This window comes from Pseudomonas sp. S3_G06 (assembly GCF_054667565.1).
The window spans coordinates 4,914,492-4,937,327 of sequence record NZ_CP162738.1; the positions used below are offsets into that span (position 1 = coordinate 4,914,492).

The following is a 22,836-nucleotide window of genomic DNA, read 5'->3' on the forward strand; positions in this document are numbered from 1 at the left end:
CCTCTTCGAATGAAGAAGGGACGTTAGCGCAGTCCGCTCACCCTGTAAGTCAGACCTTTCCCAAAGATCGCAGGGGCTATCTCACTGCGCCGGCTTTTCATCCTTCTGCGGTTCGCGAATCTTGTACCAGGCCACATACAGCGCCGGCAGAAACAGCAGCGTCAGCAGGGTCGCCACGACGATGCCACCAATCATTGCGTAAGCCATCGGCCCCCAGAACACTTCGCGGGCAATCGGGATCATGCCCATGCTCGCTGCCGCTGCGGTCAGCAGGATCGGCCGGCGCCGGTGTTCGGTGGCTTCGACCACCGCGTCCCACGGCGCATAGCCTTTCTGCTCGAACTCATCGATCTGCGTCACCAGAATCACCGAGTTGCGGATGATGATGCCGATCAGCGCAAGAATCCCGAGGATCGCCACGAAGCCCATCGGCGTGCCCGTCGGCACCAGCGCCAGGACCACACCAATCAACCCCAGCGGCGCAACACTGGCGACCAGGAACATCTTCTGCACGCTGTGCAACTGAATCATCAGGAACGTCGCCATGAGGAACAGCATCAGCGGCAGCACCTTGGCAATCGGCCCCTGGGCCTTGCCGCTTTCCTCGACCGTACCGCCGGTGGCGACTTTGTAGCCGACCGGCAGCTTCGAGGCAAAAGCGTCGATCGACGGCTTGAGCAATTTCACCAGATCGGTCGGCTGAATCTCGTCGCGCACCGAGGCCTTGATGGTGATGGTCGGCAAGCGGTCGCGACGCCAGACTAGCGGTTGTTCCAGTTCATAGCGCACGGTGGCGAACGCCAGCAGCGGAATCGAGGTGCCGCTCGGCGTGACAATCTGCAGGTTCTGCAGGGTTTCCGGCGTGCCGCGTTCGGAATCCACCGCGCGACCGACCACGTTGATCAGGTAGATATCGTCATCGACCTGGGTCAACGGCGAGCCACTGACAATGCTGTTCATCAGGTTGGCGACGTCTTCGGACGACAGCCCGAGTTGCCGCGCCTTGTCCTGGGCGATGTCGATGCGCAGGACTTTGCCCGGCTCGTTCCAGTCATAAATGATCTCGCCGATGTGCGGGTTCTTGTCCAGTTCGGTGGCCAGGTCGATGGCGTGTTTGCGCACCTGATCGACATCTTTGCCGCTGACTCGATACTGAATCGGACGCCCCACCGGCGGGCCCATTTCCAGGGCCTGCACGTAGCTGCCGATGCCGACGAAGTCCTTGTGCAGGCGCTCACGCAAGCGCTGGCTGAGTGCCTCGCGGGCTTCGAAGTCCTTGCTGACGATCACCAGTTGCGCGTAGTACGGGTTCTGCAATTGCTGGTCCAGCGGCAGGTAGAAACGGATCGCGCCCTGACCGATGTAAGTGCTCCAGCGCACGATGTCCGGATCGCCCTTGAGCGTCGCTTCGAGCTTGTCCACCGCTTTGCGGGTTTCATCGATCGAGGCGTTTTGCGGCAGGTTCAGGTCGACCAGAATTTCCGGGCGGTCGGAAGCGGGGAAGAACTGGTTCTGCACGAAGCGCATGCAGAACACCGCCAGCACGAACAACAGCACGGTGACGCCGATCGCCCACCAACGATTGCGCATGGCCCACAACAGACCACCGTTGAAGGCGCGACCGACGCGACCCGGCTCGGCATCGTGGGCTTTCACCTTGTCGCTGAGGATGTGCACGCCGATCACTGGTGCGAAGAACACCGCGACCACCCACGAGACGATCATCGCCACCGCGATCACCGCGAACAGCGTGAACGTATATTCACCCGCCGAACTGGCGTTGAGGCCGATGGGCACAAAACCGGCGACAGTCACCAGCGTACCGGTGAGCATCGGGAATGCGGTCGAGGTGTAGGCGAACGTCGCCGCCTGCTCCTTGCTCTCGCCCATTTCCAGGCGCGTAACCATCATCTCCACGGTGATCATCGCATCGTCCACCAGCAGGCCGAGGGCGATGATCAGCGCACCGAGGGAAATCCGCTGCATGGTGATGCCGCTGTATTCCATGAACACGAAGACCATGGCCAGCACCAGCGGAATCGAGCAGGCCACCACCAGACCGGCGCGCACGCCGAGGCTGATGAAACTCACCACCAGCACGATGATGACCGCTTCGAACAGCGCGCTGGTGAAACCGCCGACGGCCTCTTCCACCACCACCGCCTGATCGGAAACGGTGTGCACGCCGACGCCAACCGGCAAGTCGGCGGTGAGCTGGTCGATGCGCTCGTGCAGCGCCTTTCCGAATTCCTGAACGTTGCCGCCCTTCTGCATGGCAATCGCCAGGCCGATCGCCGGTTTGCCGTCGAAGCGGAATTCCGGTGTCGCCGGATCGACGTAGCCACGGCTGATCTCGGCGATGTCGGCCAGACGATAGAAGCGATCGTTAAGTTTGAGATTGACCTCGGCCAGATCTTTCTCCGACTCGAACTGGCCCGAGGTGCGCACGGAGATCCGCTCCGGCCCCGCCTCGATCACCCCGGCCGGAGTCACTGCGTTCTGCGATTGCAGGCTCTGCACCACTTGGCGCTGGTCGATACCCAGTGCGGCGAGTTTGCGCGTGGAGAAATTCAGGTAAATCGTTTCGTCCTGCTGGCCGACCATTTCGATCTTGCCCAGCCCCGGCACGCTGCGTATTTCTGCGCGCGCCTGTTCCACGTAATCGCGCAACTGACGCATGGTCAGGCCATCGGCGGTGAAGGCGTAGACCGAGCCGTACACGTCACCGAACTCGTCGTTGAATCCCGGCCCCTGAATGCCCTGGGGAAACTGGCCGCGAATATCGTCGATCTTCTTGCGCACCTGGTACCAGATTTGCGGAATGTCCTCAGCGCTGGTGGTGTCGCGCAGGTACACGTACACCGTCGATTCGCCGGGGCGGGTGTAGCTTTTCACATAGTCGAGAGAATCGAGCTCTTCGAGTTTTTTCTCGATGCGGTCGGTGACCTGCTTGAGGGTTTCTTCCTGGGTCGCGCCCGGCCATTTGGTCTGGATCACCATGGTCTTGATGGTGAAGGACGGGTCTTCTTCGCGGCCGAGATTGAAGTACGAGAACACCCCCATCAGCAGCCCGACGAACATCAGGTACCACACGAAAGACTGGTGCTTGAGGGCCCATTCGGAGAGGTTGAAAGAGCCTTTCATTGACTGTCCTCGTCAAGTTTTACCGATTGTCCGGGTTTGAGACTGTTGACGCCGGCGCTGACCACGCGCTCGCCATTCTGCACGCCACCGGCCAGCACCACACTGTTGTCGCCACGGCTGACTACGCTGACGTCGCGCGGGTTGACGGTTTTGTTCTGCGTGTCGATCACCCAGATGCGGGTTTTGCCGTCGATTTCCTGCAACGCCGTCAGCGGCAGTTCGATGCGCGGTTTGATCGCAGAGCTGAGGGTCACGCTGATCGCGGTGCCGAGGCGGAAACCGTCCGGCGTTTCCGACAGGGTCAGACGCGCGCGACGGGTGCGTGTGGCGCTTTGTGCCTGGGGTTCGATCTCGCGGATGATCGCCGTGGTGTTGATGCTCGGGTCGAGCTGCGCAGCCACCGAGAACACCACGTCGCTGGGCAACTGATCGACCAGGGTATCGGGCAGATCGATCACCGCTTCCTTGATGTCCGGTTGCGCCAGCGTCACCACTTGTTGCCCGGCAGTTACCACTTGCCCGGCTTCGGCGTTCCACGCGGTGACCACGGCTTTGTGATCGGAGCGCAGCTCGGTGTAGCTCAGTTGATCCTTGCTCTGGCTGACCGCCGCGCGTGCCTGATCAAGCGAGGCCTGAGTGGTTTTCAGATCGGTATTGGCGACGTCCAGTTGCGCCTGCGCACCGACGCCGCGATCGAACAGCGCTTGCTGACGACGTGCATTGGCCTGGGCGTTGATCAGTTGCGCCTGGATTCTCGCCAGATCGCCCTGCGCCGAACGTAACTGGTTCTGCTGGTCGGACGGATCGAGGGTGGCAAGCAACGTGCCCTTCTGCACCTCGGCGCCGACATCGACGTTGCGACTGGCGATGCGTCCACCGACGCGGAAACCGGTGTTGCTCTCGTAACGCGCCTGAATGCTGCCGGCAAAGCGCCCGAGGCTTTCTTCGTTCAGCGCTTTGACCGTGACCGACAGCACCGGACGTACCGGTTCCGGCGGCGTTTCCTTTTCCGAACAAGCGCCCAGCAGCAGCGCCATGCACAACAGGCCGAGGCGCTTCATGGCTGCGCTCCCGGTTGCAGATCCTTGTAGGTGTTTTCGGCAATCTCGACTTTCATGCCGGGGTGCAGCAACTGGCCGCCGGCGACAATGACTTTCTCGCCGCCCTTGAGGCCTTCGCTGATGATCACTTTGCCGGTCAGGTAGCGACCGACCGTGACCGTATGCAACTGCGCCTCGCCCTTGTCATCGACCAGCCATACCGCCGGGTCGCTGATGTTTTTTGTCAGCGCCGACCAGGGCAGTTCCACCGCCGATTTGCCGGTGCCCTTGGCGGTGGCACTGACCACCGAACCGAGCTGCATGCCCGGCGGCAGCTTGTCGAGGCTGACCTTGACCTGCACGGTGCCCGATTGCGCCGACACCGATGGCGTGATCTCACGCACGGTGCCGGTGGTTTTGATTTCGGGATTGTCGAGCAGGCTGACCACGATCGAACGATCGGACGGACGCTCGGCCAGCAGCGATTCGTAGACATTGAATACCGCGTCGCGGTCGCCATCGCGGGCGAGGCTGAAAATCGGCGCAGTGGCCTGCACCACCTGGCCGACTTCGGCCTGGCGCTCGGTGATCACCCCGGGCGCATCGGCGATCAGCGCGGTGTAACTGAGCTGGTCCCTGGCGTTGGCCAACTGCGCCTGCGCCGCACTCAATGCGCTCTGGCTGCTGCGCAGCGCGGCTTGCGCCGAATCGTATTCGCTCTGGCTGGTGTAGCCCTTGGGCAGGAGTTTTTGCTGACGCACGAAAGCGGCTGCCGCTTGCTTCACGCGGGCCTGTTCGGCGACGACCTGGGCCTGAGCGGAATCGACGTTGGTCTGCAGATCTTTCGGATCGAGTTTGGCCAGCACCTGCTTGGCCGTGACGCGGTCGCCGACATCGACCATGCGCTGGATGATCTTGCCGCCGACGCGGAATGACAACTGGGTCTGCACCCGCGCCTGCACATCACCGGTGAGGGTCACCGCGGCGGCGTAGTTGGCCGGTTCGACCTCTTGCACAAAGACCCGTGGCAAGTATTCCTGAGCAGGTTTCTTGTCGCCGCATGCGGTGAGCAACGCCATGGCGCTCACGGCCATCAGCACTTTCAATCCGGGACCCGCCATGCACACTCCTTGGCCTTAAATGCTGCTGTCGAGACGATACGACTTCAGAGCTTAGAACAGGGTTCCACGGTTGCGGGCGCCAACACCAGATTTATCTCATTAAAGGTATGCTGCCCGCGTATCGCAGTGACCCGGAGAAGGATTTCATGCTCAACACCCTGGCGGTGGCCAATTACCGCTCGATCAACAAACTGGTGATTCCGCTCGGGCGCCTGAACCTGATTACCGGGCCCAACGGCAGCGGCAAGTCCAACCTCTATCGCGCCTTGCGCCTGCTGGCGGAAACCGCCCAGGGCGGCGTGGTCAATGCGCTGGCGCGTGAAGGCGGGCTGGACTCGACGTTCTGGGCCGGACCGGAAACCATCAGTCGACGCATGCGCAACGGTGAAGTGGCCATCGAGCCGACGGTGCGCCACGGCGCCAAGCGCTTGCGACTGGGATTCGCCGGCGAGGATTTCAGCTACGCCATCGGCCTGGGCCTGCCGGAGCCGAGCACTTCATGCTTTGCCCTCGACCCGGAAATCAAGCGTGAGTGCATCTGGGCCGGCCCGGTGTTTCGCCCGGCGAGCCTGCTGGTCGACCGCAACGGTCCGATGATCCGCGCCCGCGAAGGTCGCGCCTGGGATGTGCTGGCGCAACACACGCCGAACTTCGACAGCCTGTTCGATCAGGTCGGCAATCTGCGCAGCTCGCCGGAAGTGTTCCAGATGCGCGAATTCATCCGGCGTTGGCGCTTTTATGATCACTTTCGCAGCGATGCCGACGCGCCGGTGCGTCAGCCGCAACTGGGCACACGCACGCCCGTGCTGCATCACGATGGCCGTGATCTGGCAGCGGCCCTGCAGACGATTATCGAGATTGGCGATCCGCAGGCGTTAACAGCGGCGATCAGCGATGCGTTTCCCGGCGCGCGACTGAAAATCGCGCCGTTGGCCGGTGGACGCTTCGCTATCGAGTTTTATCAGGAAGGCTTGTTGCGGCCATTGTCGGCGGCGGAATTGTCAGACGGAACCTTGCGCTATCTGCTGCTGGTTGCGGCGTTGCTGACACCGCGACCGCCGACACTAATGGTGCTCAACGAACCGGAAACCAGCCTGCACCCAGACCTGCTGCCGGCGCTGGCGCGCTTGATCATTCGCGCTTCGGAGCAGTGTCAGGTGTGGGTGGTGTCACATGCGCGGCGATTGATCTCGGCGTTGCAGCAAGACCCGGAATGCAATTGCATCGTGCTGGAGAAGACGCTGGGGCAGACCGGGATTGTCGGGCAGCGGGTGCTGGATGAGCCGGCGTGGCAGTGGCCGGATTGAGCGGTGACTGAAAAATTCGCGAGCAGGCTCGCTCCCACAATCGTACGCGGTCAAATGTGGGAGCGAGCCTGCTCGCGAAAGCGATTCAAGCGTCACCGCTGAATCAAGGCACTAGCCCTGCCACTTGCCCCCTTCAACAATCACACTCTCAGGCCGGGTGTCATCACTCAGTTCTTTGCGCACATATTGGTCATACAGCTTGAGCAGGTATTTCTCCTCGCCCAACCTGGCCAATTCGCTGTTGACCCAATCACGCAACTCGAGATTGCCCTTTTTCACTGCCGGCGCAATCGGCGCCTCGGCTCCGAGCTTTTCCTCGAGCACGCGATAGCCCGGGTTCTGCTTGGCCCAGCTGAACAGCACCAGATTGTCCTGTGCATAGGCATCGCCACGGCCATTGGCCAAGGCTTGCAGCGATTCGGAGTTCTTCTCGAACTTGAGCAGTTTCCAGTCCGGGTGGTTCCTGGTCAGCCAGATATCCGCGGTGGTGCCGGTGGTGACAATCGTGGTGCGCGTCGCCAGATCATCCAGTTTTTTCACTGAACTGCCCTGCGGCACCAGCGCCTGCACGGCCACCTTGAGGTTCGGGTTGGTGAAATCCACCGCTTCCTTGCGCTCCGGGGTGACGGTCATGTTGGCGAGGATCAGGTCGACCTTGTCGCTCTGCAAAAACGGAATGCGACTGGCCGGCTCGACGGCAACAAACTCGACCTTCTTTTCATCGCCGAGCAGATCTTTGGCGAAGCGCCGGCCAATGTCGGTGTCGAAGCCAACGTAGCGCCCGGCCTCATCGACGAAACCGAACGGGGGCTTGTCAGTGAAGACGCCGACGATCAGTTTGTCGCGGGCCTTGATCTTGTCCAGATAACCGGCCGGCGCGGCGCTTTCGCTGGCGACTTTCGGCTTTGGCGGCTCTTCGGTTTTACCGCAACCGGCAAGCAAGGCGAGGCTGAGCAGAGGCATTAACAAAGCTGCAGTTTTCATAGCGGTTCCAGTTCCTTTGTCGGATTCGTTTCTGGCAGTGTGGCAACGAAGGAGAACTTCTCCAGAAACTGCTGCGCGCGTGCGGTTTGCGGGTTCGTAAAGAAAATCTCGGGTGGGGACTGTTCAAGGATGCGCCCGGCATCCATGAACACGATGCGGTCGGCCACCGCGCGGGCGAAGGCCATTTCGTGGGTGACGATCAGCAGGGTCATGCCTTCGCGGGCCAGGCCTTGAATGACTTGCAGCACTTCCTTGACCATTTCCGGGTCGAGGGCGGCGGTGACTTCGTCGAAGAGCATGACCCGTGGATTCATGCACAGCGAGCGGACAATGGCGATGCGCTGCTGCTGGCCGCCCGAGAGCTGACGCGGGAAAGCATCGCGCTTGTCCAGCAGGCCGACACGCTCAAGCAAGGCTTCGGCCTGCTGCTGCGCTTCGCGGCGCTGACGCTTCTGCACCTTGAGCGGGCCGAGCAGCAGATTGTCCAGGACGCTCATGTGCGGGAACAGGTGATAGCTCTGGAAGACCATGCCGATCTGCTGACGGATTTCGCGCCAGTCAGTGGCCTTGTCCAACAGCTCTCGGTCGAGGAATTTCAGGCTGCCGCTGTGGGCCTCATCCAGACCATTGAGGCAACGCAGCAAAGTGCTTTTGCCGCAACCGCTGGGACCAAGAATGACGAGTACTTCGCCGCTCTGCACTTGCAGGTCAATGCCGTCGAGCACCTGCTGCGCGCCATAGAATTTGTTGAAGCCGTGAAACTTGATCAGTGCGCTCATGCTTGCGTCCAGCGCCGCTCCAGCACGCGCGAAGCGGCCGAAAGCGGGTAGCAGATGAAAAAGAAAAACAGGAACAGCGCACCGTAAATCAGTACCGATTCGTAGGTGCGCTCGATGATCTGTTGGCCGACCTTGATCACATCGACGACGCCGATCAGCACCGCCAGGGAACTGGTCTTGATGATCCGCGTATAGACGTTGATGGTCGGCGGCGTCATGCGCTTGAGCGCTTGCGGCAGCAGCACGTAGCCATAGAGTTGGGCCGCATTGAGGCCGATCGACAGCCCCGCTTCACGCTGTCCGCGCGGCAACGAATGCAGCGCACCGCGCGCCACTTCGCCAACCTCGCTGGCGCCCCACAGCGACAGCACCAGCACCGCGCACCAGAAGCTCGGCAGGCTCAGGCCGAAGAAAATCGGCAAACCGAAGAACAGCAGATACAACCAGACCAGCACCGGAATCGCCCGGAACAGCTCCAGATAGATGCGCAGAATCGCGTTCAGCCACGTTACGTTCAACGTGCGCAGAACACCGTAGAGCACACCGCCGACAGTGCTGATGGCGATGCTCAGAAACGAGATCGAGAGGGTCTGCCCGGCGCCTTTGGCCAGTTGAGGCAACGATATCCACAGCAACTCAAGACCCGAACTGGCCATGCTGGAGCCTCCTTTCCAGACGGCTGAGCAACAGCGACAGCGACAAGAACAGCAGCACGCAGATCAGCGTCAGCACGGCGAGCATTTCGTAGGTTTTGTAATAGATCGCGATGTAGCTTTTGGTGGTGTAGAGGATTTCCGGCACCGCTACCGCCGAGACCACGGTGGTTTCCTTCAACAGGAAAATGAAATTGGCGAACAGCGACGGCAGGCTGAGAATCCCCGCCTGCGGCAGGATCACATAACGCAGTAATTGCCCGTGAGACAGGCCAATCGACCGCCCGGATTCCAGTTGTGCCTGGGGCACCGCATCGACGCCGGCGCGCAGCACTTCGGTGAGATAGGCGCCACCAAGGAAGGTCATGGTGATGATCGCCGCAGTGAAACCGGAAACCTGGATCCCCACTGCCGGCAAAGCGAAGTAGACGAAGAACAGCTGAATCAGCAACGGCGTGTTGCGCGCCAGCTCTACGTAGAAGCCGACCAGTTTTTGCAGGTATGGCGTGCGAAACACCAGGATCGTCGCGTTGAGCAGCGCGACCAGCAGCGAAGTGGCGATCGCAATCAAACCGACCTGCAGAGTCACGCCGACGGCTTTGAGAAAAGCCGGCAGAGTGCTGAGGATAAAGGCGTAGTCGAAAGTCATGAAGCGTCCTGACGCTGCTTGGTAAGCGGCGATGATGCAATCCGTGGACGGCGGATGGCCGTCCGGCAGGCACTGACTTTATAGGTATAAAAACCATAATTTAAATACCGTTAAAGCATATCGATATCATCCAAAAAACTATCCTGTGGGTTTGCCGGGAAGGAATAAGACGGCTATTTTTCTTTGCGCTGTAGGACGGATCTTTTTTTCACGAAAGACCTCCAAGGAACCACAGCTTTTGGCCAGACTCTCCGGCCCATCCACCACAAGGAAGAAAGACATGGACGTAAAAGTGCCGCAGCGGCTGGATCCGCAGGACATTGTGAAATTGCTGGTGGCGTTGCGCCGGGCGTTGAAAGCGCAGGTGGCCTGAAGTATCGGCAAGATCAAAAGATCGCAGCCTTCGGCAGCTCCTACTGGGGAATGCGGTCTCCTGTAGGAGCTGCCGAAGGCTGCGATCTTTTTGTGGGCACACACAAAAACGCCGATGACCATCACAGGCCATCGGCGTTTTTGCATCTGAAGCAGATTCACTCAAGTCAGGTCAGAACGCCGGCAACACCGCGCCGCTGTACTTCTTCTCGATGAACGCTTTGACTTCCGGGCTGGTCAGCGCCTTGGCCAGTTTCTGGATCGCGTCGCTGTTCTTGTTGTCCTCACGGGCCACCAGGAAGTTCACGTACGGCGAGTCGGCGCCTTCGATCACCAGCGCATCTTTCTGCGGGTTCAGCTTGGCTTCCAGCGCGTAGTTGGTGTTGATCATGTCCAGATCAACTTCCTTCAGCACGCGCGGCAGCAGGGCCGATTCCAGTTCCTTGAACTTGAAATTGTGCGGGTTCTTGGCGATGTCTTTCGGCGTTGCCAAGGCGTTTTTCGGATCTTTCAATTCGATCAGACCAGCCTTCTGCAGCAGGATCAGGGCGCGACCGCTGTTGCTGCCTTCGTTGGGGATGGCGATGGTTGCGCCGTCCGGCAGTTCAGCCAGGGTCTTGTACTTGCTCGAGTAACCACCGAACGGTTCAACGTGAACGCCCTGCACGGTCACCAGGTACTTGGATTTGTCATCCTTGTATTTACCCTGGTTGAAGCTGTTCAGGTACGGCAGGGTCTGGAAGTAGTTGGCGTCCAGACGCTTCTCGCCAACCTGTACGTTCGGTTGCACGTAGTCGGTGAAGACCTTGATTTCCAGATCCACGCCTTCTTTGGCCAGGGTCGGCTTGATCAGTTCAAGAATTTCAGCGTGGGGCACCGGCGTTGCGGCAACCACCAGTTTCTCGCCAGCGTTGGCGAAAGAAGCCGTCAGTGCAGCCGCCAATGCGGTAAACAACAGAACCTTTTTCATGCAGTGTCCTTATCGAAAATCACGGTCGTCATCGACGACGGCATAATACGTGTGCCAGTGAAGTGATATCGCTGGCGTGAGGCGGACAATACCCGGATTTTTTATTCCCGGACAATAACGTTTATTCAGCTTCATATTCCATTTTGTTCATACAGCTCGATCACACCTGTAGGAGCTGCCGAAGGCTGCGATCTTTTGATTTTTCAAGGCTTTAAATCAACTGAAGATCAAAAGATCGCGGCGTGCCGCAGCTCCTACAAAATTTTGGCGTTCGCTAGAAGTTGCTTAAGGGCGGCTTGGTCAGCGGTGGAGCCGGTGGACAGAATCTGTTTGATCTGGCTTTCGATCTGCGTCAGTACCGGTGGCAGGTTCAGGTGTTCCGGCAAAATCTCGTCACCGGTGCTGACCAATAGAGCGAAATGAATGACGTTTTCCAGTTCGCGAGTGTTGCCCGGCCAGCTGTGTTGTTCGAGTACATGCTGCGCGGCTTCGCTGATCAGCGGCACGGGCAAGTCGAGACGCTGGCTGTAGATGCCAAGGAAATACTCCGCCAGCGAGAGAATGTCGCCGGTACGCGCGCGCAACGCCGGCAGCTCCAGATGACCCTCGCTGAGGTAGTGATAGAGCCGCTCGTGGAATTTCCCCGCATCTACGGCTTGGGCCAGATCAATACTGGTCGCGGCGACCATGCGCACATCCACCGGACTCGGCTGATGCGCACCGACACGGGTGACTTCGTGGTTTTCCAGGGCCGCGAGCAACTTGATCTGGATCGGCAGCGGCAAATCGCCGATTTCATCCAGGTACAAGGTGCCGCCGTTGGCCGAACCGAACCAGCCGGCGCGGCTGCTGGCCGAACCGCTGTAGCTGCCGGCGGCGTAGCCGAACAGTTCGGCATCGGCGTAGGTCGGGCTGATCGCGCCGCAGTTCACCGAAACGAACAGACCGCTGCGATCACTGGCGCGGTGAATATGCCGGGCGAGCAGCTCTTTACCGGTGCCAGTCTCACCGCGAATCAACACTGAAATCGAACGTGGAGCAAGCTGCTCCAACTCCTCGCGCAATTGCCGAGAGCGTGGGTCGACAAACACCAGCGCCTTGGCGCGAATGCTCAGGGGGCTTTTTTCCGCATCGGGAAAGGTCAGCAAGGGCTGACCGAAGGTTTCCAAACTCATGGCAGGCTCCCGCCCAAAACCGCCAGCCGACGGGGGCGTTGAATAATAAGGTCAGGCGCGACGGCGGGCGTGATGCTCCAGACGGTTTTGCAGGCGATAGAGATAGGCAAACCCCTGCTCCCAACGCTGATGCCCGGACTTGACGTTGATGTGCCCGGCCCCGGCGAGAATCCCCGCCTCCGCGCCCCAGTTGCGCGCCAGTTCCAATGCGCGCGGCGCACTGACCGCGGCGTCGTTGTCGGAGCTGACGACCTGACTGGGAAACGGCAAAAGATCCGTCGGGATCGGTGCGAAGTTGCGCAGCGCTGGCGCACAGGCAGGACGCTCGACATCGGCCGGCGCGACCAGCAACGCCCCGCGCACCTGACGCAGGTACTGCAACGGCGCAGTCGCCGCCCAGTGAGCGACGGTGATGCAGCCGAGGCTGTGAGCGATGAGAATGACCGGCGTGCTGTCGGCGGCAATCGCTTCGGCCAGCGCGGCGACCCAGTCTTCACGGCGCGGCGTCAGCCAATCGGCCTGCTCGACCCGCGCGCTGTTCGGCAGGCTGTTCTGCCAATGGCTTTGCCAATGATCTTCTGGCGATCCTTGCCAGCCCGGCACAATCAGGTAGCGGATTGATTCGTTGCGCATGGGGAAGCTCTCCTGCGGCGTGTCTGTTCCGGGTCGAGTATAGGGATGGGAGATATATTCGTTAAGGAATAAGAAGCTATTTATTAAGACCTGTATCGAATATGTGATTTGTGTAGGGCATAAGATTCCTCCCCCTCACCCCAACCCTCTCCCCCAAGGGGGCGAGGGGGAAAGGGAGCCGATCTTCAGGTTCTTCAAATCTTGAGTTCGACTGGATTTCTCATATCGGTGTATAGCCGCCAGACACCCTGGTCAGTCCCCTCTCCCTCCGGGAGAGGGCTAGGGTGAGGGGCTTTTTCAAAAACCGAACGCAAAAAAAAGGGCCGCACCCTGCCAAGGAGACGGCCCCGGAAAAACGAAAGTCTGTTACCGCGCGGTGATCACCGACAACTTGGTAATCCCCGCCCGTTCGATCGAAGCCATGGCTCGCGCCACTTCGCCGTAATTCACCCCGTCATCGGCCTGCAATTGCACGCGCACTTCCGGGTCCTTGGCTTTGGCCGACTTGAGGTTGAATTCCAGCAAGTCAGGCTGAATCTCGTCCTTGTTGATAAACAGTTTGCCGGCGCCGTCGATGCTCACCACCAGCGGATCCTTCTGCTCGACCGGTGCCACCGCTTCGGTCTTCGGCAGGTTGATCGGTATGGCGTTGGTCAGCAGCGGCGCGGTAACGATGAACACCACCAGCAGCACCAGCATCACGTCCACCAGCGGCGTCACGTTGATCTCGCTGAGCACCTCATCCGTGTCTTGCGTGGAGAAGGCCATATCAGGACGCCTCCTTCACTTTTGCCGCGTTGCCCGACGTTGCCACTTTGTGTGCGGTCGGGTGGATCAGCACGCGGAACGCGCTCTTCTGCGCCAGGCTGTAGAAGTCGTGGGCGAAGTCATCGAGATCCGCCGCGGTCAATTTCAGACGGCGCAGAAAGTAGTTGTAAACCAGCACCGCCGGCACCGCGACGGCGATACCCACGCCGGTCGCAACAAGCGCCGCACCGATTGGGCCGGCCACCGTTTCCAGGCTTGCCGAACCGGCGGCGCTGATGCCTTTCAAGGCCTCCATGATTCCCCACACCGTGCCGAACAGACCAATGAACGGCGAGGTGCTGCCAATACTCGCGACCACTGCCAGACCGGTTTCCAGCGAGCGCCGTTCACGGACGATCTGCTGGCGCAGGGCGCGCTCCAGGCGATCCTGATGGTTGATCGCCTGGCTCAGATCATTAGCCTGCGGCGCCTCGCCCACCTGGATCGCTGCATAGCCCGCCTGCGCCACCCGCGCTGCGGCGCCGGGCTGGGTTTCGCTCAACTCGGCGGCGGCATCCAGGCTCGACGCCGCCCAGAAACGTTTGTGAAAGCGCCGATCCTGCGCTTTCAGACGACCGAACTGCACAGCCTTGAGCAACGCCAGGCCCCAAGTGGCGACGGAAAAAACCACCAGCAGCCAGATCACCGCGCTTTCGATGGATTCCAGTGGAGATGCCAGTAACGTCATGATGTGTTCCCTCGTGTAAACATTTCGCGCGAATTTGGTTTCGGTTTAATGAATCTTGAAATCGATGGGCACGCTGACCCAGCCGTCCTGGGCGACATCACCCTGCTTGGCCGGGACGAAGCTCCAGCGCTTCACAGCATTGAGCGCGGCGTCGTCGAGCTGCTGGCGGCCACTGCTTTTGGCAATCTGAATCTCGCCCGGTTTGCCGCTGGCCAATACATGCACCCGTAACAACACCGTGCCTTCCCAACCGCGCCGCTGGGCCAGCGACGGATATTCCGGCGCCGGATTTTTCAGATACGCAGCGTTGGCTGAAGCCGGAGTAACAGGCGCCGGTGCCGGTGGCGCAGGAGGCGCTGGAGCGGCGACCGGGGCTGCGGGTTTCGCTGGCGCTGGCGGTTGCTCTACTGCCTTCGGCGCCGGTTTGGGCGGCGGTTTCACCACCGGTTTGGGTTTGGCGATCGGCTTGGGCGGCGGCGGTTTCACCGCCAACTCATCCTCCACTGGCGGTGGCGGTTCGACCACGGGCGCCGGTGGTGGCGGCGCAACAACCGGCGGCGCCGGCGGAGCCGGGCGTGAAAACTCGATGGTCATCGGCGGAATTTCCGGCGGTACCACCGGCAGCACCGGCGTCGGTTTCTGGCTGACCCAATAAATCACTGCACCGTGCACGATCAACGCGAGCACACCGAGCAGAAGGGTTTCGCGCCGACTCAAAATGCCCTTGGGCGCTCGCTGCAAACGCAACTGCCCCAACGGCACCCGGTGCGGCCGGCCAAGATCGACCAGTTCGCCACTCGGCGTATGCCGCCACAGCAATTCCCCTGCGCTGACGGCGGTCTGGACATTGCCCATTGATTCACTCCCTGCGGTCTTTTTTGCGTTCTCTACAAAAACTGCCGATCAACCGTTTGTTGAATCCCCCACGGTGGATCGATGGGTGAATCATTGAGCTTGCCGCTTATCTCCGAAAGTAATCTTTAACGTTATCCATAGGCATTTATGGAATATATAAATTGATCAATTCCGCCAAAGCCACGTGCCACGCGGGCTGCAGCGACAGTTGAGAAAGTGCATGCTTTTCAGGCATCGAAAGTATTCATGCAACGCATCAAATTCGCCTGCCCCGGTTTTGCAGGACGACTAATACCAAGTAGATAGTTGATAATGATTTTTTCTGAATAACAAAAAAACCGGAGCACTTTCGTGCGCCGGCCTTTTAATTTTTTAAGCAAGACTACTGTTTTACGAATTCCCCGCCCAAGGTCACCACATCACCATCGAAGTTTGTACGGGAGCCGGCAGCGCGCAATTTTGCGTAGTTATGATCCGGCGAAAACAGTGTCCATGTCTGATAACCGCTATTACCATTCTGAGCAAGTACTGCAATGGTGGTCGGGTTACCGGTACTGTTCTGGAAATGGTAGTTTCCATAACGGATGTCGTAATTCACGCCACCCTGACTCAACGTTCCGCTGAACGAGCCGTTGGAATCATTACCATCGGTAATCACCAGCTTGGCGCCAGAGTTGGAATTTACATAAGTGCCATTAATGCTCGACATAACGAGATTTCCTTTATCGTTGGATAAGTGTCTTCCGATGAGAGCAAGTTTCCTCCTGGAAACTCACGACAGTCAGAATGGTCGGACATTCCCTTATTGTCCACGTGACTTACTAACGAATTTGCAATAAGCGCTATTCATCCGCCTCATAACTTATCGCCGTTCGTTCGCGCATTAATTCCAATTCAACTAACGGCTGGCATTGGTTTGCTGCACGCCGACAATGGGTGCAATAACCGCTGTCTCGGAGCGTGGCGTGCCCGTTGGCACCCAGTCATAACTCACAGGGAGCGCCCGATACACCCAGTTGCTGATCGCATCGCTGCCCGGTGCCTTGCCGAGATACGGGCTGATGTATTCCCAGACGTTTTCACCGTTGGCCGTCACCTGGAAAAACCGTCCGTTCATGCCCTCGTCGATCAGCGTGTTGCCATTGGGCAAGCGCCGCGCGCTGCTGATGAACGAGCTGTAGAACGCCCAGCCCGGCTGCTTCGAATTGGCGGCGCTGTACTGCCAGACGATTTCATTTTTCTGCGGGTCGATTTCCAGCACCCGCGAGCCGGAAATCAAGCCAAGGGTGACGTTCGGATAGCCCGCCGAACCCTGGTTATCGAACACCAGCAGATTGCCGGCCCCGGGCAGCCCGGCGGGGATGATGTGCGCGTCGTGCTGGCCGACAAACTGATCGACCGGACGCGGCAGTTTCTGCGCGGTTTTCGGATTGATCAGCGGCAGGTTCGGCCCCAGCCGCCAGACCACTTTGCCGCTGCTTTTGTCGATGATGGCGATGAAATTGGCGTTGCGTGAATCAATCAACAGATTGTCCGGATTGAAGCGCTTGTCACCGGCATCGAACCACTTGTTCGGCCCTACCAGGCTGAGGTTGTTGATATGCAGGTAGTCCGGATTTTCACTGGCACGCACCAGTTTCAACTGCTCGGCAGTGAAGCCGAATTCATTGAGATGTTCGGAGGCCAGCCACTGCCATTTCACCGCACCGTCGGGACTGACTTCATAGATCGCATCGTCGATCACCTCGGGCACTTTGAAGCCTTTGACCTTGTGCACCTTGTTCGCCAACACCACGGTGTTGCCGTTGCTCAAACGGCGCTGATCATGGTGCTGTTGCGCCGCGCCACCAGGTGCCTTGTCGCCCCATTGCCAGACGACTTTGCCGCTCCAGTCCAGCTCGCCGACGCTCTGATTACCCAGACCGTTGCCGGCCGAACCGAGCTTGCCGGGATCCTTTTCACTCAGTTGCAGCAGCACATGCCCACGCTCGCCGCCGACCAGTTTCGGATCGATAATCGCCGACGGGAAGCCCGCCTGCGGCCAGGTTTTCACCTCGTTGCCGTTCATGTCGATCAGGTGCGTCTGTTTGTCGGCGCCGCTGAAAATCACGTACTGGTTGAACGCCTTGTTCGGGTCGTAACGAGTGACGCCCGTCGGGTAAACACTCGGTGCGGCGAGGGCGCCGGCACTGAGCACTGCGCCGGACAGCAACACCGGCAAAGCCGTTTTGATACGCAACATGATGCAGCTCCTTGAATGACGAATCAGAAGTCGTAGCGACCGGTGACGCCCAACGTGCGCGGTGTGCCGAGCAGGCCTTCATAGCCGCCGTTGCCGCCGGTCCACAGAGTCGTGTAGTAGGTTTTGTCGAAGGCGTTTTTCAGCCACAGCGAGACGTCCCACTGACCCTGATTGAAGTCGCCACGCAGGCCGGTGGAGAAGTTGACCACCGCATAACTCGGGATCTGGCCGTAGTCGGAATCCTCGACCGTACCGACGGCTTTCGAACGGAATGCGTAGCTCGCGGTGACGTAAGGTTCGAAGCCGTTAGCCAAATTCCATTTGTATTCGCCGTTGGCGTTGCCGATCCATTTCGACGCGCCGACCACTTGATGACCGCTGAGGTCGCAGGACGCCGGCGCCCCCGGGGCCTGGCTGACTTCCGGCGGGCACGGTGCATCCTTGTACGAGAGGTAGCTGACGTCGTTGTACGAACCGTTGAAGTTCAGCGTCAGGCCACGCAACGGCACCACGGTGCTTTCGAACTCGATGCCGCGCGCGCGTACCGAACCGGCGTTGGTCAGGTATTGCACGCGGTTGGCGGCGTCGTAAGCGTTGGTCTGGTAGGCGTTGACCTGGGTCCAGAATACGTTGGCGTTAAGTTGCAAACGGCGATCCCAAAGGGTGCTTTTGAAACCGAGTTCGGCGTTGTTGGCGCGCTCGGTGCCGATCAATAACGAGTCGGCGCCAGCGGTAGGTGCGGAGCCGACCGCGAGGTTGACCCCGCCGGATTTCTCGCCGTGGGACAGCGTGGCGTAACCGAGCACGTCGTCGGTGATGCGATAGCTCAGGTTGAGCAGTCCCGAGGGGCTGGAGCTGTACTGATTCAAGTCTCCGGAATCGTAGACGCCGGCACGCCCCCGACGCGCATTGGCTGCCGCACCCGCCACCGCCACGCCACCGAGCGGCGCGTTGCGGCTGACCGAGGCGTTTTTTTCCTCGTAGGTGCCACGCACCCCGGCGGTGAAATCCAGGCGTTCGCTCAGGTGCCAGGTGCCTTGGGCAAACAGGGCGAAACTGTCGGTCTGGATATGGCCGTTGCCGACGCTGGTGACGTTGGCCAGGCTGCCCGCCGGTGTGCCATTCCAGATGTCGGCCTGCGGGCCGTAATAGTAGAAGGATTTGTTGTCCAGATTCGAGCCGAAATAGTAGGCGCCGACCACATAATCGAAGAACTCACCCTTGGGCGAGGCCAGGCGAAATTCCTGCGAATACTGCTTGTCTTCCACCGACACGCCGGCGTTGTAGCTGGCCGGCACGTTGAGGCCATCGTCGTTGCGCGGGGTGAAATTCCAGAAACGATAAGAGCTGACCGACGTCAGGGTGAAGTCGCTCGGCAACGTCCAGTTGGCTTCCACCGACGTGCCGCCCTGATGCACGGTGACGTGCTGGTCGTTGTCGAGATTGACCTTGCGGTGCCGGCCGTTGACCAGCGTCGCCCCGGCCGCGCTGGCCCGTGATTCATACAGATTGACGCCGTTGATGGTCGGCCCGGTGTTGTACAACACGCGAGTGCCGGCGCTGGAATCTTCTTCGTTGTAATCGCCGATCCAGCGCAGATTGAAATCTTCATTGGGCTTGAACAACAGCTGCGCGCGGAAGCCCTCGCGGGAGCCGCCGTTGAGGTCGTGGCCGTCGTATTCGTTCTTGATGTCGCCGTCACTGCGCGTGCGATACGCCGAGAAGCGCCCGGCCAGTTGGCCGTTGAGCGGCCCGGAAATCGTGCCCTTGGTCTGGAAATAACCGTCCTCGCCGACCGAGGTTTCGATACTGCGTTCCGGTGTGAAACTGGGCGCGCGGGTGCTGATGTTGATAACCCCGGCGGTGGTGTTCTTGCCGAACAGCGTGCCTTGCGGACCGCGCAAGACTTCGAGCTGCTCGATGTCCATCAGGTCGAACACCGCCATCCCCGGACGGCCCAGATAAACGTTGTCGATGTACAGGCCAACGCTGCCTTCCAGGCCATCACTGGCCGGGTTGTTACCGAGGCCACGGATCGACACGCTGGACTGGCGCGCATGCATGTAAGCGACGTTGACGCTGGGCACCAGTTGCTGCAAGTCCTGAATCCGGTAAACCCGTTGCGTCTCCAGATTCTGCCCACTGACCACGCTCATTGGCGTCGGCACGTCTTGCGAACTTTCTTCGCGGCGGCGGGTGGTGACGGTCACGGTTTCCAGCTGCGAACCATTGGCCGCCGCTGTGCCTGCGGGGACGGGCGGAGGGGTTTCGGCTTCGGCGGCATAGCCGTGAGTCCAGCTGGCGCTGCCTGCCAGCAACAGCGCCAAAGGCAGGCGTTTGAGCCGTCGGGGTGATGGGGGTAACGCGAGATTCAACGGACTCATGGCGCGGCTCCTGGTCAAAAAACACACAGACATCTTCAGTGCTGCATATTCTTTTCAGTTATTTATTTATGGATTTAGAAATAGTTACTGCATAAGAGATTGCCTTTATAAGGAGTCGACCTAATGCATATCCAATGCATTTCCCGGATATTTTTTATGTGAAAAATGCATATCGACTTGCGCCAATTGCGTCACTTCATTGCTCTGGTTGAGCAACGCAGCTTCGTCGCTGGCGCGCAGGCGGTGAACCTGTCGCAGTCGGCATTCAGCCGCAGCATCCAAGCACTGGAACACAGCGTCGGCTGCCAGTTGGTCGACCGTGGGCGCAAGGAATTGCCGCCTACCAAACAGGGCCAGGTGCTGCTCGAACATGCGCGGCGACTGGTCAGCGGTGCACAGCAGATGGCCAACGAGATCAGCCAGTTCAATGGCCTCGAGGCCGGGGAATTACGCTTTGGTTGCGGGCCGGCGCCGGCGGCCGGATTGATCCCGCGCGCGATCGGCGCGTTCATCGGCCGCTACCCGAAAGCGCGGGTGCAGTTTCAGGTCGATGACTGGCAGAGCCTGAGCAAACGCCTGCTCAGCGAAGAGTTCGAATTCTTCGTCGCCGATACCCGACAATTCGAGGCCGACCCGGATTACCAGACCTACCGCTTGCGGGCACGCAAATGGCATTTCTGCTGCCGCGCCGGGCATCCCCTGACGGCGTTTGAACGCATCACTGCCGAGCAATTGCTGAGTTATCCACTGGCGGTCAGCATCCGCCCGCCGAACCTGCGCAAAGTCATCGTCGACCTCAGCGGTCGTCCGGATTTCACCCCGAATGTGGAATGCGAAAACGGCTCGAGTCTATTGAGTGTGGTGTTGCGCTCGGAGGCGATCGGGATTGTCGGCGCGTATTCCGATGCGCTGCATCTGGCCAAGGGTGAGCTGGTCTGTTTGAAGATCGAAGGCTTGGCCGATGATCTGGAGGAGCTGTACACCCGCTATGGCATCGTCAGCCGCGCCGGGTATCGGTTGTCACCGTTGGCCGAAGCGATGATTGAGCAGATCAAAGTGGTTGATGCGGAGGATCAGGAAGTGTGTTCGCTGGAGAATTTTGCTGTCTGAGCTGGCCCCTTCGCGAGCAGGCTCGCTCCCACAGGAATACGCATTTCCAATGTGGGAGCGAGCCTGCTCGCGAAGAGGCTGATGCAATCGCTGCATAAAAACCATTCCCCAAATGCACTTGCCGAAAACCCCCACCGACAGCGAAAACCCTCACCTGTCCCACTGACCGGTGAACTCCATGCCCACTCCTCCCAACCCCGTGCGCAACGTGCTGTACATCATGTGCGATCAACTGCGCCGCGATTACCTGTCCTGCTACGGCCACCCGCATCTGCATACACCGAATATCGATCGCCTCGCAGCTCAAGGGGTGCGTTTCAGCCGCGCCTACACCCAAGGCACGATCTGCGGCCCGTCGCGGATGTCGGCCTACACCGGGCGCTATGTCAGCAGCCATCAAGTGGCCTGGAACGGGGTGCCGTTGCCGCTGGATGAGTTGACGATCGGCGATTACCTGCGACCTCACGGCATCCGCACCGCGCTGGTCGGCAAGACCCATGCGACGGCCAATGTCGACGCCTTGCAGCGCCTGGCGATCAACCCGCAAAGCGCGCAAGCCGAGTTGCTCAATGAGGTCGGCTTCGAACCGTACCTGCGCCACGACGGTATCTACCCCGACGATCCGTCATTCGACGACAAGCGCGAATCCGCGCCCTATACCCAATACCTGCGCGCGCAGGGCTTCGATGGCAAGAATCCCTGGCACGACTGGGCGAATGCCGCCGAAGGCGAGAACGGTGAAATCCTCAGCGGCTGGAAAATGCGTCATGCGAATTTGCCAGCACGAATTCCCGAGCAACACTCAGAGACTGTCTACACTACAAATCGCGCCATCGACTTCATCACCGAGCAAGGCGAGAAATCCTGGTGTTTACACCTCTCGTACATCAAACCGCACTGGCCCTACATCGTACCGGCACCGTACCACGCCTTGTACAGTACGAAATCGATTCTCGAAGCGGTCCGCGCGACGCCCTCCGCAGCCAGCAAACACCCCGTATACACTGCCTTTCGCCAGCATGAGGAAAGCCTCAACTTCTCCCGCGACTCAGTACGATTGAATGTAATCCCCACCTACATGGGCCTGATCAAGCAAGTGGATGATCAGTTGGGGCGGCTGTTCGATTTTCTGCAGAGCAACGGGCGTTGGGATGACACGTTGATCGTGTTCACCAGCGATCACGGCGATTTCCTTGGCGATCATTGGCTCGGTGAGAAGGAGTTTTTGCTCGAGCAGGCGGTGGGCGTGCCGTTGATCGTGCGCGACCCTCGGGCGGCGGCGGATGTCACTCGCGGCACTGTCGATGAGCGGCTGGCGGAAACCATTGATGCGTTGCCGACGTTTCTTCAAGCGTTGGGATTACCGGGCGCGGAACACCGGTTGGAAGGGCGTTCATTGATCCCGCTGCTGCACGGGGAAAATCCCGATTGGCGCCGCTATGCAATCAGCGAATACGACTACGCCTTTCAGGCCCCGGCACGCGAGCGACTCGGCCAGCCGATCGACCGGTGCCGCATGACCATGGTCCGCAGCGAGCGCTGGAAATACCTGGCGTACGACGGGTTTAGACCGCAGTTGTTTGATCTGTTGAATGATCCGCAGGAGCTGAATGATCTGGGTGAGGACCCGGCGTACGCGGCGGTGCGCGAGGAGCATGCGGGGTATCTGTTTGAGTGGATGCGTGGATTGAAGCGGCGGACGACGATCAGCCATCCGGAGATCGATTTGCGCGGGCAGCGGTTTCGTTATGGTGAGCCGGAAACCGAGAAGGTTGTTCAGATCGGAGTGTGGTAGCTGTGATCAAATGATCGTTCCCACGCTCCGCGTGGGAATGCAGCCCGGGACGCTCCGCGTCCCAAAACCGGACGCTCCGCGTCCGTTGAGGCATTCCCACGCAGAGCGTGGGAACGATCAATGTGGGA

The 22,836-nt window shown here is 59.9% G+C and carries 19 protein-coding genes; 3 read left to right on the forward strand and 16 right to left on the reverse strand.

Going from position 1 to position 22,836, the window contains the following annotated elements:
- Nucleotides 1–81: 81 nt before the first annotated feature.
- The 3 genes from AB4N47_RS21935 to AB4N47_RS21945 are packed head-to-tail and all read right to left on the reverse strand — an operon-like array spanning nt 82 to nt 5,305.
- Entirely contained in the window at nt 82–3,144 is a 3,063-nt protein-coding gene (locus AB4N47_RS21935) for an efflux RND transporter permease subunit (protein WP_024011164.1), read from the reverse strand.
- Nucleotides 3,141–4,205 carry an efflux RND transporter periplasmic adaptor subunit gene (locus tag AB4N47_RS21940; RefSeq protein WP_024011163.1) on the reverse strand — a complete coding sequence of 355 codons (1,065 nt, stop codon included), beginning with the start codon at nt 4,203–4,205 and terminating at the stop codon, nt 3,141–3,143. Before AB4N47_RS21940 ends, AB4N47_RS21935 begins: the two co-directional genes overlap by 4 nt.
- Complete coding sequence (locus tag AB4N47_RS21945; RefSeq protein WP_133337506.1) at nt 4,202–5,305, reverse strand: efflux RND transporter periplasmic adaptor subunit; 1,104 nt, start codon at nt 5,303–5,305, stop codon at nt 4,202–4,204. Before AB4N47_RS21945 ends, AB4N47_RS21940 begins: the two co-directional genes overlap by 4 nt.
- A 146-nt stretch (nt 5,306–5,451) precedes the next feature.
- Between AB4N47_RS21945 and AB4N47_RS21950 the strand changes: the two genes are divergently transcribed.
- Entirely contained in the window at nt 5,452–6,612 is a 1,161-nt protein-coding gene (locus tag AB4N47_RS21950) for an AAA family ATPase (protein ID WP_341638351.1), read from the forward strand.
- A gap of 111 nt (nt 6,613–6,723) precedes the next feature.
- On the opposite strand, the gene AB4N47_RS21955 is transcribed toward AB4N47_RS21950, so the two are convergent.
- The 13 genes from AB4N47_RS21955 to AB4N47_RS22015 form a co-directional block, all read right to left on the reverse strand.
- On the reverse strand, nt 6,724–7,596 hold the full coding sequence (locus tag AB4N47_RS21955) for a transporter substrate-binding domain-containing protein (RefSeq protein ID WP_341638350.1): 873 nt from the start codon (nt 7,594–7,596) through the stop codon (nt 6,724–6,726).
- The gene (locus tag AB4N47_RS21960; protein ID WP_341638349.1) at nt 7,593–8,375 is read right to left on the reverse strand and encodes an amino acid ABC transporter ATP-binding protein; all 783 of its coding nucleotides are present in this window, start codon (nt 8,373–8,375) and stop codon (nt 7,593–7,595) included. Before AB4N47_RS21960 ends, AB4N47_RS21955 begins: the two co-directional genes overlap by 4 nt.
- Nucleotides 8,372–9,031: an amino acid ABC transporter permease gene (locus AB4N47_RS21965; RefSeq protein WP_341638348.1), complete on the reverse strand. Its 660-nt coding sequence runs from the start codon at nt 9,029–9,031 to the stop codon at nt 8,372–8,374. Before AB4N47_RS21965 ends, AB4N47_RS21960 begins: the two co-directional genes overlap by 4 nt.
- Nucleotides 9,012–9,677 (reverse strand): amino acid ABC transporter permease, encoded by a 666-nt coding sequence (locus tag AB4N47_RS21970; RefSeq protein WP_341638347.1) that lies wholly within the window; start codon nt 9,675–9,677, stop codon nt 9,012–9,014. Before AB4N47_RS21970 ends, AB4N47_RS21965 begins: the two co-directional genes overlap by 20 nt.
- Before the next feature lie 544 nt (nt 9,678–10,221).
- Complete coding sequence (locus AB4N47_RS21975) at nt 10,222–11,019, reverse strand: MetQ/NlpA family ABC transporter substrate-binding protein (protein ID WP_016772222.1); 798 nt, start codon at nt 11,017–11,019, stop codon at nt 10,222–10,224.
- Nucleotides 11,020–11,273: 254 nt separating this feature from the next.
- The gene (locus AB4N47_RS21980) at nt 11,274–12,194 is read right to left on the reverse strand and encodes a sigma 54-interacting transcriptional regulator (RefSeq protein WP_341638346.1); all 921 of its coding nucleotides are present in this window, start codon (nt 12,192–12,194) and stop codon (nt 11,274–11,276) included.
- Nucleotides 12,195–12,245: 51 nt separating this feature from the next.
- Nucleotides 12,246–12,827, reverse strand: coding sequence for an alpha/beta hydrolase (locus AB4N47_RS21985; protein ID WP_007918704.1), 582 nt, complete (start codon nt 12,825–12,827; stop codon nt 12,246–12,248).
- A gap of 366 nt (nt 12,828–13,193) precedes the next feature.
- On the reverse strand, nt 13,194–13,595 hold the full coding sequence (locus AB4N47_RS21990) for an ExbD/TolR family protein (RefSeq protein ID WP_007972930.1): 402 nt from the start codon (nt 13,593–13,595) through the stop codon (nt 13,194–13,196).
- Nucleotide 13,596: 1 nt separating this feature from the next.
- Entirely contained in the window at nt 13,597–14,322 is a 726-nt protein-coding gene (locus tag AB4N47_RS21995) for a MotA/TolQ/ExbB proton channel family protein (protein ID WP_041477454.1), read from the reverse strand.
- Nucleotides 14,323–14,367: 45 nt separating this feature from the next.
- Complete coding sequence (locus AB4N47_RS22000; protein ID WP_341638345.1) at nt 14,368–15,177, reverse strand: energy transducer TonB; 810 nt, start codon at nt 15,175–15,177, stop codon at nt 14,368–14,370.
- Nucleotides 15,178–15,559: 382 nt separating this feature from the next.
- The gene (locus AB4N47_RS22005) at nt 15,560–15,886 is read right to left on the reverse strand and encodes a hypothetical protein (RefSeq protein ID WP_122605710.1); all 327 of its coding nucleotides are present in this window, start codon (nt 15,884–15,886) and stop codon (nt 15,560–15,562) included.
- Between the two features lie 189 nt (nt 15,887–16,075).
- The gene (locus AB4N47_RS22010; RefSeq protein WP_341638344.1) at nt 16,076–17,419 is read right to left on the reverse strand and encodes an aryl-sulfate sulfotransferase; all 1,344 of its coding nucleotides are present in this window, start codon (nt 17,417–17,419) and stop codon (nt 16,076–16,078) included.
- 23 nt (nt 17,420–17,442) lie between these two features.
- Complete coding sequence (locus AB4N47_RS22015) at nt 17,443–19,803, reverse strand: TonB-dependent receptor (protein WP_341638343.1); 2,361 nt, start codon at nt 19,801–19,803, stop codon at nt 17,443–17,445.
- A 165-nt stretch (nt 19,804–19,968) separates the two neighbouring features.
- Between AB4N47_RS22015 and AB4N47_RS22020 the strand changes: the two genes are divergently transcribed.
- Complete coding sequence (locus tag AB4N47_RS22020) at nt 19,969–20,913, forward strand: LysR family transcriptional regulator (RefSeq protein ID WP_273528534.1); 945 nt, start codon at nt 19,969–19,971, stop codon at nt 20,911–20,913.
- A 178-nt stretch (nt 20,914–21,091) separates the two neighbouring features.
- Nucleotides 21,092–22,708, forward strand: a complete 1,617-nt coding sequence (locus AB4N47_RS22025) for an alkaline phosphatase family protein (protein ID WP_341638342.1) — start codon at nt 21,092–21,094, stop codon at nt 22,706–22,708.
- Nucleotides 22,709–22,836: the final 128 nt, after the last annotated feature.

Coding starts and splice junctions, on each gene's coding strand:
- AB4N47_RS21955 (WP_341638350.1), bottom strand. CDS start 7,596: ATGAAAACTGCAGCTTTGTTAATGCCTCTGCTCAGCCTCGCCTTGCTT.
- AB4N47_RS21960 (WP_341638349.1), bottom strand. CDS start 8,375: ATGAGCGCACTGATCAAGTTTCACGGCTTCAACAAATTCTATGGCGCG.
- AB4N47_RS21935 (WP_024011164.1), bottom strand. CDS start 3,144: ATGAAAGGCTCTTTCAACCTCTCCGAATGGGCCCTCAAGCACCAGTCT.
- AB4N47_RS21940 (WP_024011163.1), bottom strand. CDS start 4,205: ATGAAGCGCCTCGGCCTGTTGTGCATGGCGCTGCTGCTGGGCGCTTGT.
- AB4N47_RS22010 (WP_341638344.1), bottom strand. CDS start 17,419: ATGTTGCGTATCAAAACGGCTTTGCCGGTGTTGCTGTCCGGCGCAGTG.
- AB4N47_RS21970 (WP_341638347.1), bottom strand. CDS start 9,677: ATGACTTTCGACTACGCCTTTATCCTCAGCACTCTGCCGGCTTTTCTC.
- AB4N47_RS22020 (WP_273528534.1), top strand. CDS start 19,969: ATGCATATCGACTTGCGCCAATTGCGTCACTTCATTGCTCTGGTTGAG.
- AB4N47_RS22025 (WP_341638342.1), top strand. CDS start 21,092: ATGCCCACTCCTCCCAACCCCGTGCGCAACGTGCTGTACATCATGTGC.
- AB4N47_RS21990 (WP_007972930.1), bottom strand. CDS start 13,595: ATGGCCTTCTCCACGCAAGACACGGATGAGGTGCTCAGCGAGATCAAC.
- AB4N47_RS22000 (WP_341638345.1), bottom strand. CDS start 15,177: ATGGGCAATGTCCAGACCGCCGTCAGCGCAGGGGAATTGCTGTGGCGG.
- AB4N47_RS21965 (WP_341638348.1), bottom strand. CDS start 9,031: ATGGCCAGTTCGGGTCTTGAGTTGCTGTGGATATCGTTGCCTCAACTG.
- AB4N47_RS21985 (WP_007918704.1), bottom strand. CDS start 12,827: ATGCGCAACGAATCAATCCGCTACCTGATTGTGCCGGGCTGGCAAGGA.
- AB4N47_RS22015 (WP_341638343.1), bottom strand. CDS start 19,803: ATGAGTCCGTTGAATCTCGCGTTACCCCCATCACCCCGACGGCTCAAA.
- AB4N47_RS21980 (WP_341638346.1), bottom strand. CDS start 12,194: ATGAGTTTGGAAACCTTCGGTCAGCCCTTGCTGACCTTTCCCGATGCG.
- AB4N47_RS21975 (WP_016772222.1), bottom strand. CDS start 11,019: ATGAAAAAGGTTCTGTTGTTTACCGCATTGGCGGCTGCACTGACGGCT.
- AB4N47_RS21995 (WP_041477454.1), bottom strand. CDS start 14,322: ATGACGTTACTGGCATCTCCACTGGAATCCATCGAAAGCGCGGTGATC.
- AB4N47_RS21950 (WP_341638351.1), top strand. CDS start 5,452: ATGCTCAACACCCTGGCGGTGGCCAATTACCGCTCGATCAACAAACTG.
- AB4N47_RS21945 (WP_133337506.1), bottom strand. CDS start 5,305: ATGGCGGGTCCCGGATTGAAAGTGCTGATGGCCGTGAGCGCCATGGCG.
- AB4N47_RS22005 (WP_122605710.1), bottom strand. CDS start 15,886: ATGTCGAGCATTAATGGCACTTATGTAAATTCCAACTCTGGCGCCAAG.